At 70.5% G+C, this 16168-nt stretch carries 16 protein-coding genes; 8 read left to right on the top strand and 8 right to left on the bottom strand.

The genetic code is table 11. The features are described 5' to 3' along the window. Positions 1-87: 87 nt before the first annotated feature. From J4030_RS07055 to J4030_RS07075, 5 genes are all read left to right on the top strand, one after another. Positions 88-1500: a ferric reductase-like transmembrane domain-containing protein gene (locus J4030_RS07055; protein ID WP_208048506.1), complete on the top strand. Its 1413-nt coding sequence runs from the start codon at positions 88-90 to the stop codon at positions 1498-1500. A gap of 18 nt (positions 1501-1518) precedes the next feature. Further along, on the top strand, positions 1519-2037 hold the full coding sequence (locus tag J4030_RS07060; protein WP_208048507.1) for an FMN-binding protein: 519 nt from the start codon (positions 1519-1521) through the stop codon (positions 2035-2037). A 56-nt stretch (positions 2038-2093) separates the two neighbouring features. Further along, positions 2094-2825, top strand: coding sequence for an FAD:protein FMN transferase (locus J4030_RS07065; RefSeq protein ID WP_208048508.1), 732 nt, complete (start codon positions 2094-2096; stop codon positions 2823-2825). 278 nt (positions 2826-3103) lie between these two features. After that, positions 3104-4534, top strand: coding sequence for an HNH endonuclease signature motif containing protein (locus J4030_RS07070; protein ID WP_208048509.1), 1431 nt, complete (start codon positions 3104-3106; stop codon positions 4532-4534). A 147-nt stretch (positions 4535-4681) separates the two neighbouring features. Continuing rightward, entirely contained in the window at positions 4682-5329 is a 648-nt protein-coding gene (locus J4030_RS07075; RefSeq protein WP_208048510.1) for a dihydrofolate reductase family protein, read from the top strand. A gap of 9 nt (positions 5330-5338) precedes the next feature. Here J4030_RS07075 and J4030_RS07080 read toward each other — a convergent pair whose 3' ends face one another. Genes J4030_RS07080 through serS form a run of 3 tightly spaced genes read right to left on the bottom strand, consistent with a single transcriptional unit; the run spans position 5339 to position 8131 of the window. After that, positions 5339-6121, bottom strand: a complete 783-nt coding sequence (locus J4030_RS07080) for an HAD family hydrolase (protein WP_208048511.1) — start codon at positions 6119-6121, stop codon at positions 5339-5341. Positions 6122-6155: 34 nt separating this feature from the next. Next, complete coding sequence (locus J4030_RS07085; RefSeq protein ID WP_208048512.1) at positions 6156-6797, bottom strand: hypothetical protein; 642 nt, start codon at positions 6795-6797, stop codon at positions 6156-6158. Between the two features lie 26 nt (positions 6798-6823). Next, positions 6824-8131 (bottom strand): serine--tRNA ligase, encoded by a 1308-nt coding sequence (serS, locus tag J4030_RS07090; protein ID WP_208048513.1) that lies wholly within the window; start codon positions 8129-8131, stop codon positions 6824-6826. Between the two features lie 120 nt (positions 8132-8251). Between serS and J4030_RS18465 the strand changes: the two genes are divergently transcribed. Next, positions 8252-9184, top strand: coding sequence for a diacylglycerol kinase family protein (locus J4030_RS18465; protein ID WP_208048514.1), 933 nt, complete (start codon positions 8252-8254; stop codon positions 9182-9184). A gap of 3 nt (positions 9185-9187) precedes the next feature. Here J4030_RS18465 and J4030_RS07100 read toward each other — a convergent pair whose 3' ends face one another. Then, the gene (locus tag J4030_RS07100) at positions 9188-10198 is read right to left on the bottom strand and encodes an Lrp/AsnC family transcriptional regulator (RefSeq protein WP_208048515.1); all 1011 of its coding nucleotides are present in this window, start codon (positions 10196-10198) and stop codon (positions 9188-9190) included. Positions 10199-10352: 154 nt separating this feature from the next. Here J4030_RS07100 and J4030_RS07105 point away from each other — a divergent pair, with 154 nt between their 5' ends. Continuing rightward, a complete protein-coding gene (locus tag J4030_RS07105) occupies positions 10353-12095 on the top strand; it encodes an MFS transporter (RefSeq protein ID WP_208048516.1) in 1743 nt (580 codons plus the stop codon). 84 nt (positions 12096-12179) lie between these two features. Here the strand turns inward: J4030_RS07105 and pheA are convergent, their stop codons facing one another. Continuing rightward, complete coding sequence (gene pheA / locus J4030_RS07110; RefSeq protein ID WP_208048517.1) at positions 12180-13106, bottom strand: prephenate dehydratase; 927 nt, start codon at positions 13104-13106, stop codon at positions 12180-12182. A gap of 62 nt (positions 13107-13168) precedes the next feature. Between pheA and J4030_RS07115 the strand changes: the two genes are divergently transcribed. Beyond that, a complete protein-coding gene (locus J4030_RS07115) occupies positions 13169-13798 on the top strand; it encodes a TMEM165/GDT1 family protein (RefSeq protein ID WP_208048518.1) in 630 nt (209 codons plus the stop codon). 21 nt (positions 13799-13819) lie between these two features. Here the strand turns inward: J4030_RS07115 and J4030_RS07120 are convergent, their stop codons facing one another. Genes J4030_RS07120 through J4030_RS07130 form a run of 3 tightly spaced genes read right to left on the bottom strand, consistent with a single transcriptional unit; the run spans position 13820 to position 16026 of the window. After that, complete coding sequence (locus J4030_RS07120; protein WP_208048519.1) at positions 13820-14692, bottom strand: DUF5926 family protein; 873 nt, start codon at positions 14690-14692, stop codon at positions 13820-13822. Between the two features lie 43 nt (positions 14693-14735). Beyond that, positions 14736-15152, bottom strand: a complete 417-nt coding sequence (locus tag J4030_RS07125) for an ATP-binding protein (RefSeq protein ID WP_307864601.1) — start codon at positions 15150-15152, stop codon at positions 14736-14738. A 46-nt stretch (positions 15153-15198) separates the two neighbouring features. Further along, the gene (locus J4030_RS07130) at positions 15199-16026 is read right to left on the bottom strand and encodes a glycerophosphodiester phosphodiesterase family protein (protein WP_307864602.1); all 828 of its coding nucleotides are present in this window, start codon (positions 16024-16026) and stop codon (positions 15199-15201) included. Positions 16027-16168: the final 142 nt, after the last annotated feature.

Genomic DNA, 16168 nt, shown 5'->3' on the forward strand with positions numbered 1-16168 from the left:
GAGCGGACTGAGAGATTCCCGGGCGCTCACAGGGAGCGCATAGCCTGGTCGCAGCCAGCCTCAGAATGAGCCGTCACAGTCTCGGACATGACCCAGCTCCCGGTGCACCAGATGACGCAGGTGCCTCCGCTGACCCCCCTCCCCCGGCGGGACCGTTCAGCGGTCGTCCGTGACGCGTCCGGGGCCGCGCTGTGGCTGACGCTGCTGTTCGTGTGCGCACTCTGGGTGCACGACGGCGGCGTCTCCGACCTCGCGGCGTGGGGCACCGGAATGACCTCCCTCGGACGCATCTTCGGGCTTCTCGGCTCGGCCCTGCTGCTCGCTCAGGTGTTCCTGATGGCACGGGTGCCGTGGGTCGAACGCGCCTGGGGCCAGGACCACCTGGCCCGCATCCACCGGGTGGTCGGCTTCACGTCGTTCAACCTGATCGTGGCCCACATCGTGCTCATCTGGCTCGGCTACGCCTCGACCGGGCCGCAGGGCCTGTGGGGCACGCTCGTCGAATTCACGCTCAACTACCCCGGCATGCTGCTCGCCATCGCGGGCACGCTCGCGCTGATCATGGTGGTGCTCACGTCCGTGCGCGCGGCACGGCGTCGGCTGCGCTACGAGTCGTGGCACCTGCTGCACCTCTATGCCTACCTCGCCGCAGGTCTCGCCCTGCCACACCAGCTCTGGACGGGCAAGGAATTCCTGAGTTCCCCGGTCTCGACGATCTTCTGGTGGGGCCTGTACGCCGGGTGCGCCGCGGCCGTGCTGGTCTACCGGGTCGCGCTGCCGGCGACCCGCGCGCTGCGCCATCAGGCTCGAGTGGTCGACGTACGCCACGAGTCGCCCTCGATCGTGTCGGTGACCGTGGCAGGACCACGGCTCGGCCGGCTGCCGGTGCGCGGGGGGCAGTTCCTGCAGTGGCGGTTCCTCGACGGTCCGGGCTGGACGCGGTCGCACCCGTACTCGCTCTCGGCCGCCCCCGACGGTCGCACGCTACGACTGACGGCCGCGGTCGTCGGGGACGGGACCGATCGACTGCGCGGACTGCGGCCCGGCACCCGGGTGCTGATCGAGGGCCCCTACGGACGGCTGCACGAAGGTGTGCGCACTCAGCGCAAGGTGCTGCTCATCGGGGCCGGTGTCGGCATCACCCCGCTGCGCGCACTGCTCGAAGCCCTGCCGGCCGCACCGGGCGACATCACCGTGGTGCAGCGGTCGCGATCCAGCGATGAACGGGTCCTGGGTGCGGAGATCGCCGACCTGGCGAGCCGACGCGGAGCGCGCTACGTGGTCGTCGAGGGAAACCGGATCCGCGGACGACGTAGCTGGCTCTCCGAGAGTGCCTCTGCCTGGAGCGACGAGGCGGCACTGCTCGACATCTGCCCCGACCTGGTGGAGCACGACATCTTCATCTGCGGCACCCCACCGTGGATGGACGCGGTGCGCGCGGCCGCCCGCAGCGCCGGCGTCCCCGCAGCGCAGATCCACACCGAGCGTTTCGACTACTAGGCCCACCGGAGAATCCCCATGCGCCGCATCACCATGGCCTTCCTGGCCACCGTCACCCTGATCGTCCTGCTCTTCAGCTACCCCACCTCGACCAACCGGGTCGCTTCCGCCGCCTCGGTCGCGACCACCACCGGTGTCTCGACCAGCAGTTCCAGTTCGGCTGCCCCGAGCGGCTCCAGCACGTCCTCGGGCACGTCCTCCGGATCCTCCGGCGGGTCGGGTGGCCCGACCGGCACCACCAGCAGCAGCACGACGAGTGCCGCCATGTCGTACACAGGGACGGCCGTCGACACGCAGTACGGGCCGGTGCAGGTGCGGATCACCGTCTCCGGAAGCAAGATCACTGCCGCCACCGCCGTGGAGTACCCGTCCGGGAACGGCCGCGACCAGGAGATCAACGCCACGGCGATCCCCCAGCTGAACTCCGAGGTCGTCCAGAAGCAGACGGCGAGCATCGACATGGTGTCGGGCGCGACGTACACCTCCACCGGCTACCTGCAGAGCCTGCAGTCCGCGATCGACCAGGCGCACTTGTGACCGCGGCGGCAGCGAGCCGGCTGACCCGCACGACCCGTGCCTGGGTGGAGCAGGTCATGGGTTTGCCGATCTCCATCCACGTCCGCGCTCAGGACCTCGAGCGCGCCGACATCCGGTCCGCCGTACGACGCACCTACGACCACCTGCGCACCGTCGACGCCGTGTTCTCCACCTGGCGCGACGACAGCGATCTGCTGCGGGTCCGCCGCGGCACCTTGCATCCTCGGGACGCCCACCCATGGGTCGGCGAGGTCCGCACCCTGTGCGAGGAGGCGTCCGCGGCCACCGACGGCCGCTTCACGACAGACCTCGTCGGGCCCGACGGGACCCGCGGGTGGGACCCGACCGGGCTGGTCAAGGGATGGGGGGTCCGCGAAGCGGCACAACACCTGAGCGCAGTCGCCGGCGTGCGGTTCTGTGTGAACGCGGGCGGCGACCTGGTCTGCGGGGGCGGCCCACGCAGCGATGCGATCGACGCGACCTGGCGCGTCGGCCTCGAGGATCCCGTAGACCCCCAGCACATCACCCGGGTCGTCGCCCTGACCGACGGTGCGCTCGCGACCTCCGGGACGGGCGCGCGCGGGCAACACATCGTCGACCCCGCCACGGCCCGCCCCGTCGAGACCGACCTCACCTCGATCAGCATCACCGGCCCGGACCTGATGTGGGCCGATGTGTGGGCCACCGCGTCGTTCGTCGATCCGGGCCTGCTCGCCTCGCATCCGGATCCCCGGTGGCAGGAGTACGAGATTGTCGGCCGAACGCCACAGAATCCCGCGGCGGGGTAACTGGCCCTGACCCAAGACGTTGCACGCTCGCGGGGCTGCTGACCGGACCCGAAATCGCACCATGGATCCCTCTGCGCGAGACGCTCGCCTACGTGGCCCACGGTGAGTGTGGATAACCCCAGAAACCCCCACCTCGAAAGAGGGGATGTGGATAACTCCCGCGCGAATCGACACTATTCGCAGTCCTATTCGACGCGTTTACCCTTGCGCTGCGTATCGAACACGCGTATGATTCAAGGTGTAGGAACGGGTGAGGGCGAGTAGCCGCAGGAGGGGCCATGGCGCAGTCGACGACCGACACGCGGGTGCCTGCGGCACGCGGGACCGGTGCCCGGCTGATGACCCAGTTGGAGCAGTTCTCCGCCGCACTGGATGAATGGCCGGACGCGCTGTGGCAGTTGGACGAGACTGCCCTGGCCAAGGTGGTCGGGTCGATGTTGCGGTTCTCCTCCCGGGCGGAGAACGTCGCTGCGTTGGCGACCTCGGACGCCCTGGGTCGCGGGACCGTGGCGAACTCGACCGCCACCGGGGCTCCGGCGTGGGTCGCCCAGCAGGCGGCGGGTGTCGACCCGACCGTGGTGCGCCGGGTCGGGGTCGTGGGGGTCGACTGTGCCGACCCGCGCAATCACGTCGTGGCGGAGGCGTTGGCGACCGGGTCGGCGAGTGTGCCGGTTGCGGCGGCCGCGTTGCGGGAGGTGCCGCGGATCCTGCCGCAACTGCCCTGCGCGGACCGGGATGACCTGTTGGGTCGGTACCTGTCGCTGTCGGATCACGGTTGGCGGACTCTGCGGGAGCTGAGCACCCGGATCCTGGGCGAGTACGCCCCCGAACGCCTCGTGCGAGACGAGGAACGCCAGCAGGACTGCGAATCGGTGTACTGGGCCGACCTACCTTCGGGGTTGACCCGGTTCGTCGCCGAACTCTCCGGCGGGCACGCCGCGGTGGTCAAACACGCCCTGCGCGCCCTGTCCGCACCCACACCACAGCCTTGCCCGACCGGCACCGACCCCAGCCCGATCAGCGGCGACGCTCATGCTCCGCTCGAAACCGGTCCCACCGTTCCCGAGCGAGACCTGCGCACGCCTGCGAAGCGCCGCGCGGACGCCCTGGTGCGGCTGGTCGACACCGCAGCCGGGGTCCTGGACGGCACTGCACCGCGGCCGGTCGGGGAATTCGGTGGCACCGCCAAGATCCTGATCACGCTGGACTACAACACCCTCCACGCCGGGCTCCGCAAGGCGGGACGACTCGGCCAACACGGTTCGACCGACGGCGGATCCGATCCGACGTACCTGCCCGGGATCGGACACACCACCGACGGGGACTACCTCGACGCGGGCACCCTGCGTCGATTGGCGTGCGACGCCGACCTCATCCCCGCCGTCCTCGGCACAGACTCTGAACCCTTGGACGTCGGCAGGGCCAAACGCCTCTTCACCGGCGGTTTGCGCACCGCGATCATCCACCGGGATCAGCACTGCACCTTCCCCGGCTGTGACCGGCCACCGGACTGGTGCGACGCCCATCATGTGAGGCCCTGGTGGGCCGGCGGAGAGACAACTTTGACCAACGCAGCACTGCTCTGCGCACGGCACCACACCATCGTCCACCGCGACCTGCTCACCGCCACCGTCACCAACGTCGGCGTCACCTGGGACCTCACTCCAGGACGAATGCCCTGCCAACCCCGGCACCGATCAGCCGCCTAGACGTGAGGCTGACGGCGTTCTCCGCCGTTGACGGCGTTCAAAGGCCGTCAACGGATGCGAACGCCGTCAGGACAGGTCGCGTGGCCACACCGCCAGCGCGCCGCCGCTACGGTCGACGGGTCGACCACCACCAACGGAGGCACCAGCATGTCGAAGGTCCGAGTCCACAACTTCTCCGTGTCGCTCGATGGATTCGCCACCGGCGAGGGGCAGACCCTGGAGACACCGTTCGGCCATGCGTCGATGCGGCTGATGCAGTGGGCGCTCGGCACCCGCACCTTCCAGGCGATGTTCGGTGAGGACGACGGCTCCAGCGGGGTGGACGAGGCGATGGCCTCCCGTTGGCAGACCGGTATCGGCGCGGAGATCATGGGGCGCAACAAGTTCGGCCCGCAACGCGGTCCCTGGCAGGACGAGGAGTGGACAGGGTGGTGGGGCGACAACCCGCCGTTCCACACGCCGGTCTTCGTGCTGACCCACCACCTACGGCCCGATCTCACGATGCAGGGCGGGACGACGTTCCACTTCCTGGACGCCTCGCCGGCTGAGGCGCTCGAGACCGCGCGCGAAGCGGCCGGCGACCTCGACGTGCGCATCGGCGGCGGGCCGTCGACCGTGCGCGACTTCCTGGCCGCCGACCTGATCGACGAGCTGCACCTCGCGCTGGTCCCCATCGTGCTAGGCCGCGGAGTGCGGCTCTGGGACGGCCTCGAGGGGCTGGAGGAGCGCTTCGACATCGAGGCGGTCAGCGCCCCCGGTGGAGTCACACACCTGACCCTGACCCGGAAGGCGTGACGCCCGCGCTCACAGCAGCGAGAGCAGCACCGTGGCCAGGCCGTCGTCGTCGACCGTGCCGGTGATCTCGTCGGCCACGGCCAGCACGGCGTCCGGCGCCTGCCCCATCGCCACCCCGCGGGCCGCCCAGGTGAGCATCTCCACGTCGTTGTAGTGGTCGCCCACCGCGACGGTGTCCATCGGCTCGACGCCGAGCGTGCGGCGCACCTGCTCCAGCGCAGATGCCTTGGAGACGCCCTCGGGGTTGATGTCCAGCCACGCGGTGAAACCGATCGCGTAGTTCACCCCGTGCAGGCCGAGGCGCTCGGCCAAGGCGACGAAGTCCTCCGACGTGCCGGTCGGCGAGCGGAACGTCACGCGCGTGGTGCGGGTGTGCAACAGCTCCTCCCATGACACGACGCGCTGCTCCCCGAGCAGCTCACCCTCGGGGAACGGCGCGCTCACCAGGTACCCGACGCCGAGCTGCTCGCTCGCGACGACCCCGTCGGCCCACTGCCCCTCCAGCGCCATCAGGGCTCGCTCGGGGTCGAAGGTCACCGACTCCACGACGTCGTAGCCGCCGCGCCCGTCGAGCGTGATGGTTACCGCGCCGTTGGAGCACACGGCGTACGCCGGGCCGATGCCCAACTCGGTGGCGATCGGCAGCGTGCCGATGAGCGACCGACCGGTTGCCAGGACGACATGGTGCCCGGCGTCGCGCACACGGGCGACGGCGTCGCGTACGACGGGTGACAGCGACTCGTCGTAGCGCACCGTGGTGCCGTCGATGTCGAGTGCGATCAGAAGCGCCATGTGCGCCACCCTACGGAGCGCGAACCGCTTCTCCTCACAACCTGATTCGCAACACGTCGGCGTTGCGTTCGCGTACCAGCACGCCGACCGCGAGCGCAAGTGCCAGGAACCCGAGCAGCAGCTCGATCCACATCGCCCAGCCGACCGAGAACGTCACGGTGATGCCGGAAGCCTTCGCGTTGCTCGCCAACTTGCCGTAGAAGCCGCCCGACTGGGAGTTGACGACGACAGCGGAATAGATGACCACGGCGATCTGGGCGATGGCCGCGACCACTGCCGCGATGCCGGCCGGACGGGGGGATCTGCGTAGCCCGCGGAGCACACCAGCCACCAGGAGCACCGCGGCGCAGATGCACACCAGCCACCCGCCGAGGCTCGACGCGTGACCGGGAACGGGGGGCGCGTCGGCCACGTCAGTGCCGAGGTCGCCGAACCCGTTGAGGTGGATGTGGAACAGGTTGCCGGAGAAGACACCGGTCAGGTGGAAGGCGACCACGGCCCACTGACCCCAGCACAACAGGACCATCACCAGCGCGACGGGCACCAGCAACCACGAGCCGACATTGCGACCTGCGGGTGCCGACTCCTCGGCGCCGGCCAGGTCCTCCTCGTCCACCGTGTCCTCGGAGTCGACCTGCGGTGCTGCGTCCTTGCGCGTGCTGCCCTCGTCCGTCACGCGATCGAGGGTAACGAGCAGGCCTGTCAGGCCGGCCGCAGCACCTCGAGCCCCAGGAAGGGCTGCAACGCGTGCGGCACCACGACGGAACCGTCGGCCTGCTGGTGGTTCTCCAGGATCGCGACCAGCCACCGGGTGGTGGCCAGCGTGCCGTTGAGCGTGGCGACGGTCTCGGTGCGGCCCTCTGCCGTGCGGTAGCGGGTGTTCAGCCGGCGCGCCTGATACGTCGTGCAGTTGGAGGTCGAGGTCAGCTCGCGATAGCGACCCTGCGTCGGCACCCACGCCTCGCAGTCGAACTTGCGCGCCGCCGGGTTGCCGAGGTCGCCGGCCGCGGTGTCGATGATGCGGTAGGGCACCTCGATCTTGGCGAGCATGTCCCGCTCCCACATCAGCAGCCGCTCGTGCTCGGCCTCCGCGTGCTGCGGCTCGCAGTAGGAGAACATCTCGACCTTGTGGAACTGGTGCACCCGCACGATGCCGCGGGTGTCCTTGCCGTACGACCCGGCCTCGCGTCGGTAGCAGGCCGACCATCCGGCGTACCGCTTGGGACCGCCGGACAGGTCGAGGATCTCCCCGGCGTGGTAGCCCGCGAGCGCGACCTCGGACGTACCGGTCAGGTAGAGGTCGTCGGCCTCGAGTCGGTAGACCTCGTCGGCGTGCGCGTCGAGGAACCCCGCGCCCTGCATCACGTCGGCCTTCACCAGCGTCGGGGTGATCATCGGGGTGAACCCGTGGTGCACCGCCTGGGCGATGCCCATGTTGAGCAGCGCCAGCTCGAGCTGCGCGCCGACCCCGGTGAGGAAGTAGAAGCGCGACCCGCCGACCTTGGCGCCGCGTTCCATGTCGATGGCGCCGAGGCGCTCGCCGAGCTCCAGGTGATCCAACGGCTCGAAATCGAACGCCGTGGGGTCGCCGTCGACCTCTCGCACAGTGAAGTTGTCCTCACCGCCGGAAGGCACCCCGTCGACGATGACGTTGCCGATCCTGCGCAACCCCTGCTCGTACGCCGCGCCCGCCTCGCCGGCCGCGGCCTCCAGGGCCTTGACCCGCTCGCTCAGTGCACCCGCACGGTCCCGGGCCTGGTTGGCCGCGGTCTCCAGCTCGGCGGTGTCCCCGCCCTGCTTGCGTGCCGCGCCGAGCGCGCCCATCGCCTTGCCGACGTCCTTGCTGACGGTCTTCTGCTCCGCGCGCGCCCCCTCGAACTCCTGCAGGGCCGATCGGCGGCGCTCGTCGGCGGCCAGCACCTCGTCGACCAGTCCCTCGTCGTCGCCCCGTGCGCGCTGGCTGGCACGCACCAGATCCGGATCGTCCCGCAGCAGTTTGATGTCGATCACGCGGGTCAGGCTACTGGCGTACCGCTGCGGTCTCCCAACCCGATTCGTACGGTGCGCCAGCTCGGACCGACGCTCGGGTAGGTTTCCCTCAACCACCGACGCAACGGAAGAGGCTGACACGTGCGACAAGGCGCGGTCGTCGTCAACCCCAGCAAGTTCCGGCGGTTGGACCATCTGAAGGCCCTGCTCGAGCAGATCTTCCACGACTACGGCTGGGCCGAGCCGGTGTGGCTGGAGACCACGGTGGAGGACCCGGGCGTCGGGCAGGCGCGCGAGGCACTGACCAAGGGCGTGGACCTGGTCTGTGCGCTCGGAGGAGACGGCACCCAGCGCTGCGTGGCCCAGGGCCTGGCCGATTCCGGGATGCCGCTCGGCATCCTCGCCGCAGGGACCGGCAACCTGCTCGCCCGCAACCTCAAGCTCCCCCACCACCGGTTCGCGGACGGCCTGCGGGTGGCGCTGTCGGGACAGGACCGCAAGATCGACCTGTCGATGGTGGAACTCGATGTCCACGGCGACGGGGTGTGGAGCGAGCCCGAGGTCGGGCTCGTGATGACCGGGATCGGCCTGGACGCGGAGATCCTGGCGGCCGCCGACGACACCCTGAAGGACCGGGTCGGCTGGCTGGCCTACCCCGCGGCGGGGATCCGCTACATCGCGCACGACCGGATGGAGGCCACGATCGCCCTCGACGGCGCGGCGGCGGGCCCGGCCGAGCAGATGTCCAGTGTGCTCATCGGCAACTGCGGACTGCTGACCGGCGGCATGCACCTGATGCCCGATGCCGTGATCGACGACGGCATCCTCGACACCGCGGTGCTGCGGCCGAACGGCCTGCTCGGTTGGCTGCCGCTCATCGGCCAGGTCGCGGTGGGCGCCCGCGGTGAGACCCGCACCATCGGCCGGCTGCGCTCCTCCAGCATCGAGGTCCGCTGTGCCGAACCGGCCATGGTGGAGATCGACGGCGACGTGCTGCGCCGCGCGTACGCCGTCCGGGTCACCGTCGACCCGCTGGCGGCGACCGTCCGCGTGCCCCGACCCCGCAGGACCTAGGTCTCAGTTCGCCAGCCGGCTGTGCTCGACGAGGGCGCCGGCCTGCTTGACCGTCCTCATCCGGGGCGACACCTCCAGCGTGGAGATGCCGGGCACCGCGCCGACCTGACGAGTGACGAGTCGGTAGAGGTCCTGGTGGTCCCGGCACACGACCGCGGCCATCAGGTTGTGCGGGCCCGTGATCGCGGCCGCGAAGGTGACGCCAGGGATCCGGGCCAGGGCCTGCCCGCACGCCTCCAGGTCCGCCGGAGCGGCCGTCATCCACAGCTGTGCCGACACGTCCCACCCGAAGGCCTCGGCGGAGATGTCGAGGTCCAGGTGCGCTACCCCGAGACTGAGCAGGAAGTGCAGCCGCCGCGCCGCCCGCCCCTCGGTGATGCCCGCGGCCGCCGCGAGCTGCGCGTACGTCGACCGACCGTCGACGACCAACCGGTCCAGGATGGCCTGGTCCCCCGGGTTGAGCTCGGTGAGCACAGCCGGCGCGATGGTCTCCTCCCCGCCCGCGGTCGCCCGGAGGCGGCGTTCCTGCTCGGCCGTCAGCTCGTGCTGCAACCCGGCCCAGTCGTCGGCGCGCCCGGCCAGGAACGGGTGCAACGTCATCGCGGCGCTCACGCCGAGCACGGGTGCCGTGCGGGCGAGCCGCTCCAGGAGCAGGTCCTCCCGAGCCGCGGCGGTGCGCGACCGCACCACGCAGACCACCTCGGCCGCTCCCCCGCTGATGGACACCCAGCCGACGTCGTCCCGTTTCGCGAGTGCCTGAGCGAGCGAGGCGGTGCCGCTCGGCTTGCACTGGATCCGCACGACCCAGTTGCTCTGGCCCAGCGCCTCGGTGCTGAGCACTGCGGTGACCCGCACCACCCCGTCGGTCCGCAACCGTCGGTAGCGGCGGGCGACGGTCTGCTCGGAGGTCCCCAGCACCGCGGCGTACAGACTGAACGCCGCGCGCGGCGCCACCTGCAGGCATCGAACGAGTGCCTTGTCCAGTGCGTCCAGGCTGGCGGATTCCACGCTCATATGACGTTGTGTAGCAGAAATCCTCACCCGCCCGCCGAGAGGGCAGAGTTTGGGCGCCATTGCGCGGATAGTTCGTAACGAGTAGATATACCTGCGCCCCGCGTCATCGGCGCCCCGACATCCGACCGATCTCCATCCAAGGAGCACCCTTCATATGAGCACCAGCGGGAACACCCCTCGTGCCGACGCCGAACCGCCCGGCGCCTACCGGCCCGCGCACCTGGCCGCCGCGGACACTGCGACCGCGACGGCCACCGAAGCGCGATCCACACCGCGGCACCCGGCCCACCTGGCCGGCTCGGCCACCGATACGGCCGCCTCGCCCGATCAGGATCGGCAGTCCGAGACCACCGCGCCGGGCAACGGCAAGTGGTGGACCCTCGCGGCGGTCTGCTTCGGCACCTTCATGCTCCTGCTCGACGTGACCATCGTGAACGTCGCCCTGCCGGACATCCAGTCGTCCCTGGGCTCCAGCTTCTCGGACCTGCAGTGGGTCATCGACGCGTACGCGCTCACGCTCGCGGCACTCCTGCTCACCGCGGGTTCGCTCGCGGACATCTTCGGCCGACGCCGGCTCTACATCGTCGGGCTGCTGCTCTTCACCGCGGCGTCCGCGCTGTGCGGCGCCTCGCAGAACACCTTGATGCTGCAACTGAGCCGGGGCCTGCAGGGTGTCGGCGGCGCCGTGATGTTCACCGTGTCCCTCGCACTGCTCGCGAGCGCCTTCCACGGCAAGGACCGCGGCACGGCGTTCGGCATCTGGGGCGCCATCACCGGTGTCGCCGTGGCGATCGGTCCGGTCTTCGGCGGTCTGCTCGTCTCGAGCCTGTCGTGGCGGTGGATCTTCTTCGTCAACATCCCGGTCGGCGCGGCCGCCCTGGCCATCACCGTCTTGCGGGTGGCCGAGTCGCGCAACCCGAAGGCGCAGCGCCCGGACTGGATCGGGTTCGTGCTCTTCACGGCATCACTCAGCGCCCTCGTCTACGCGCTCATCGAGTCCGGCCGCACGAGCTTCACCGACCGTCTCGTGCTCGGCTGCTTCGCGGCTGCCGTCGTCCTGATGGCCCTGTTCGTCGTGCTCGAACTGCGTTCCAGCAAGCCGATGCTCGACCTCAGCCTCTTCCGGCTACCGACGTTCTCCGGCGGCGCGATTGCGGCGTTCGGAATCAGCGCCGGCATCTTCTCGATGCTGCTCTACCTGACGCTCTACCTGCAGGACGTGCTGCGCTACAGCGCGCTGCAGACCGGTCTGCGGCTGCTCGTCCTGTCCGGCGCCATCCTCGTGGTCGCCACCATCGCGGGACGCGTGAGCTCGCACCTGCCGGTCCGGTTCCTCATCGGACCCGGTCTCGCGCTGATCGGGATCGGGCTACTGCTCATGCGCGGGATCGACGCGTCGTCCGCCTGGACCCACCTCGTCCCCGGGATGGTCGTGTCGGGGATCGGGATCGGGATGGTCAACCCGCCGCTCGCCTCCACCGCCGTCGGTGTCGTGCCACCGCGCCTCGCCGGGATGGCCTCAGGGATCAACAGCACCTTCCGGCAGGTGGGCATCGCCACCGGAATCGCCCTGCTCGGCACGCTCTTCGCCTCGCGCCTGGACGACGCGATCCGGTCCGCCGCCGCTGGTGGTCCGCTCGCCGGACGCAGCGGATCGCTCGCCACCGCAGTGCAGTCCGGTCAGGTGTCCGCCGCGCTGGCGAAGCTGCCCAAATCCCAGGTGCCGATCGCGCAACACCTGGCCGCCGCGGGATTCACCACGGCGCTCGACCGGATCCTGCTGATCGCCGGGATCATGACCCTGGTGGCGGCCGTGGCGTCGTTCCTGCTGATCCGCACGAAGGACTTCCACACGGCCGGCGACGGCGACTCGGCGGCCGGAGCCGAGCCCGCCTGAGGTCGGCACGCCCGTCGACGGTGACGCAGTAGAGGCCGAGGGACGCAGGTCTACCTGCGTCCCTCGGCCTTTACTGCGGCAGTGTCAGCGCTCGCCGCGCAGGTCGGCGAGCCAGCGGTCGGCGTCGGCGAAGGCGTCGTCGGTGGCGGTCAGCTGGATGCTGGCCTGCTGACCGTCGGCGCGGGGGTAGGAGCCGAGGAAGCGGACGTCGGCCGCGACCCGGCGCAGGCCCGTCAGCGCCTCACCGACCCGTGCGTCGCGCACGTGGCCCTCGAAGTCGATGGAGAAGCAGTAGCGGCCCATCACATCCCCCGTCGGACGTGACTCCAGGCGCGAGATGTTGATCCCGCGGGCAGCGAACTGCTCCAGAAGCTCCAGCAGGCCGCCGGCGTGATCGTCGTACTGATAGACCACGACGGTCGTCTTGTCGGCGCCCGTCGGCGTGGGCAGCTCCCCCGGCCGCGCCGCGAGCACGAACCGGGTGACGGCGCCCGAGCGGTCCTCGATGTCGCTCGCCAGCACCTCCAGATCGGCGCTCTGCGCGGCGACCGGTGCGCACACCGCGGCCTGGTAGCTGTCGACCCGCCCTGCTGCGAGGTCGGCAGCGGCTGCGGCTGTCGACAGCGTCGGCACGTAGACGGCGGCCGGCAGCTGCGAGCCCATCCAGCCCCGCACCTGTGCCCATCCGTGCGGGTGGGTGCCCACGGCGCGTACGTCGTCGCGAGTCGTCCCCGGGCGTACGGCGAGCACGAAGGTAATCGGCACCAGCACCTCGCCGATCACGGCCAACGGCTCGGCGGCGTGCAGCGCGTCGAGGGTCACGGAGACCCCGCCCTCCACCGAGTTCTCGATGGGCACCATGGCGGCGTCGATCCCGCCCTCGCGCACGGCGGTGAGCGCCTTGTCAACGGAGGAGAACGGCACCTGCTCCTCACCCTCGGCCGCCGGCCACCCCGCCAGGGCGGCCTGCGTGAACGTGCCCACCGGGCCGAGGAATCCGTAGCGCGTCATCGGTCTCGCCCTTCGTTGCCCATCACGAGCGCAGGGTAGTCCGGGCTAGCGTGGGCGCCGTCATGGACATCGCCCTGCTGCTCACGGTCTTCGTCACGATCTTCCTCGTCGAACTGCCGGACAAGACCTTCATCGCCACCCTCGTCCTGGCGACCCGCTACCGCCCGCTGCACGTGTGGATCGGGGTGTGCGCGGCGTTCCTGATCCAGACGGTGATCGCCGTCGCGTTCGGTGGACTCATCGGCCGGCTGCCGCAGACACCCGTGCACATCGCCGTCGCGCTGCTCTTCCTGATCGCCGGCATCGTGCTCCTGGCCGGCGCGGCGAAGGCCGCGTCGGAGGAGGCGGAGACCGAGGCGGAGTTCTCCGAGAAGGCCGCAGCGGACGCCGTCGGCTTCCGCGCGATCAGCGCGAGCTTCCTGATCCTCTTCCTCGCCGAGTGGGGCGACCTGTCGCAACTGGCGACCGCGGGGTTCGCCGCCCGTCGCGGCTACCCGCTGAGCGTCGGGGTCGGCGCCTTCGTGGCCCTGGCCCTGGTGTCCGGACTCGCCGCCGTGCTGGGCCGCGCACTGCTGCAACGCGTTTCGCTCGTGCTCATCCGGCGGCTGGGCGGCCTCGTGTGCCTGATCTTCGCGCTCACCCTGGTGCTCGACCTGGCCGGCGTCCCACTGCCGGGCTGGCTCCCCATTTGACCCGCCTGCACGGCGGGTCGCTCAGCGCAGGGTGAGCTGGCGGCTGGAGATGCCGGAGCGCGCACGGCGCTCCTCGACGGTGAGGGGTGTCTCGACGGCCACTGCGTCGTCGAAACGCGCGGCCAGCGCGCCGAAGGCGGCGTCGTACGACGTCGGTTCCGCTTCGGCATCGACCTCCCACACCGGCACGAGCAGTCCGTGCGCCCGGAACGCCCCGAGCAGCCGTCCCTCGTCCAGGCTGCTGGCACCGGCGGCGTGCAGACGTGCCAGTGCGTCGGTGGCCTTGTCCTCGTCGTGCGGCAGCACCCAGCGCACATAGGTGCGGGCACCGATCCGGCACCAGTAGGCGTGCTCGGTCGACGGCAGCGCCACCGTCGGCGTGATCGCCTCGTTGGCCCGCTCCAGGGACGCGGCGCCCTCGGCGTCGAGGTCCTGCCCCTCCACCCAGAAGTCGAACCCGTCGTGCAGCTGCACCTCGAAGTCGGTGCTGGTCAGGAGGTCCTGCAGGCGCGGGCCGCCGGCCGTCGTACGCGGTGCCGATGTGAGCGGCTGACCCGGCTCGAGCGCGGCCGTCGCGAGCATGGTCTGTGCGGCGTCACGACTCGGGTCGCTGGACGTGCCGCCGGTCTGCAGGGCGACGAAGAGGGAGCCGTCGGCGCGGTGCAGGCCGGGCCAGGCGAGCGGGAGGACCGAGGCGACAGTCGCGTCACGCTGCACCCCATCGAGCGTGAAGGTCACCGACGCCGTCGCGGCCGGGACGATCTCGCGCATCGCGACCCAGCCCGTCTCGCCGGGCAGCCCTTCGTACGGACGACGGACGAACGCCGGCGGCTGCTGCGTCGGATCGATCGGCTGGCGCTTGCGGTCGCCCTTGCGGCGGGAGGCTTTACCCATGGCGGGGACTGTAACGAGCCGGTGCCGTCGGCCGTCGGGCCGGTCAGACCCGTCGGCGGGAGGGACCGCCGAGGGCGGCCCATACGGTCACGCGGTCCTCTTCCTCGTTGACGCCCCATTCGTGGGCCACCGACCGGACGATCCGCAGTCCGCGGCCGCCCTGTGCCCAGACCGAGGGCCGGCGCGCCGCCGGAGCGGTCACTCCCCCTCCGTCGGTCACCTCGATCTCCACCCGGTCTCCGCGCACCCGCCAGTGCAACCGGACGGTGTTGTCGTACAACGGTTTCCCGTGCAGGATCGCGTTCGTCACCAACTCGGAGGCAACGGTCTCGGCTTCACCGACGAGGGTCTCGGGCAGACCACCATCGCCCAGACTCTCCACGAGGGCGTTGCGCGCGGCAGGCACCGAGTCGATGGTCCACGGCAGTCGGAGGGTCTGCACCCAGTGTTCGTCGCTCACCGGTGTCCCCTCCTGTCCCCTGGCCGCCGCATCGGGCTCGATGATCTCACTGCAGGACACCAGTGGACCACGCGGCGTCAACGACCTCCCGCACCATCGCGGGCCGGTTGGTGATGATCGCGTCCACTCCGAGCTCCAGGCACAGGTGCACGTCCTGCAACTCATCGACCGTCCACACATGCACCTGGTGGCCGTAGCTGTGCTGTCGCTGAACGAAGGCCGGAATGCGGCGTACGACGGCGACCCGGGTGCCGACCATGTGCACGTTCGGCGGCAGCGCGTCCATGAAGCGCAGCGCCGTCGGCAACTCCGTCAGCTGCACCCGCTCCAGGTGCGGCGCGAGGCGCGCCATCCGCTGCACCGCCAGCGTGGAGAACGACATCAGCCGCACGTTGATCCGCCCGGGGCGCAGCAGCTCGAACTCGGCCAGCAGCGCCACCAGGGCACGCTCGACGTCACCGGAGTAACGCGTGGGGTGCTTGGTCTCGATGACCAGGTCCAGCTGCCGGTCGGCTCGCTGCACGGTGCGGATCAACTGTCGCAGGGTGAGGATCTGTGCCTTGTGCCGCAGCGGCATCTCGGCCTCGTCCAGGTGCGCGGCCTTCCAGCTGCCCCAGTCCAGCCCCTCGAGGGCGGCCAGCTCCAGCGCGGACACCACACCGGCACCGTCCGAGGTGCGGTCGACCCGTCGGTCGTGGACGCACACCAGATGGCGATCCGCGGTGAGCCGTACGTCGCACTCGACGCCGTCCGCACCGTCACGGATCGCCCGTTTGTAGGCGCCGAGGGTGTGTTCGGGCTCGATCCTGCTGGAGCCACGGTGCGCGATGACCAACGGAGGGCCACCACGCAGGGTCTGCGCCGGCGTTCGCACGCCACCATCGTGCCTCAGGAGGACGCGCGTGGACAGCCGACTCGCCAGACGCACGAGGCTCTCACAGACGGCATCTCCATCATCGGTGAGACGAATCACACTGTCGAATATCGGGATTGGACCACTCAATAGTGTCGAGTCC

This window comes from Allobranchiibius sp. CTAmp26 (assembly GCF_017565405.1).
Lineage (GTDB): Bacteria > Actinomycetota > Actinomycetes > Actinomycetales > Dermatophilaceae > Allobranchiibius.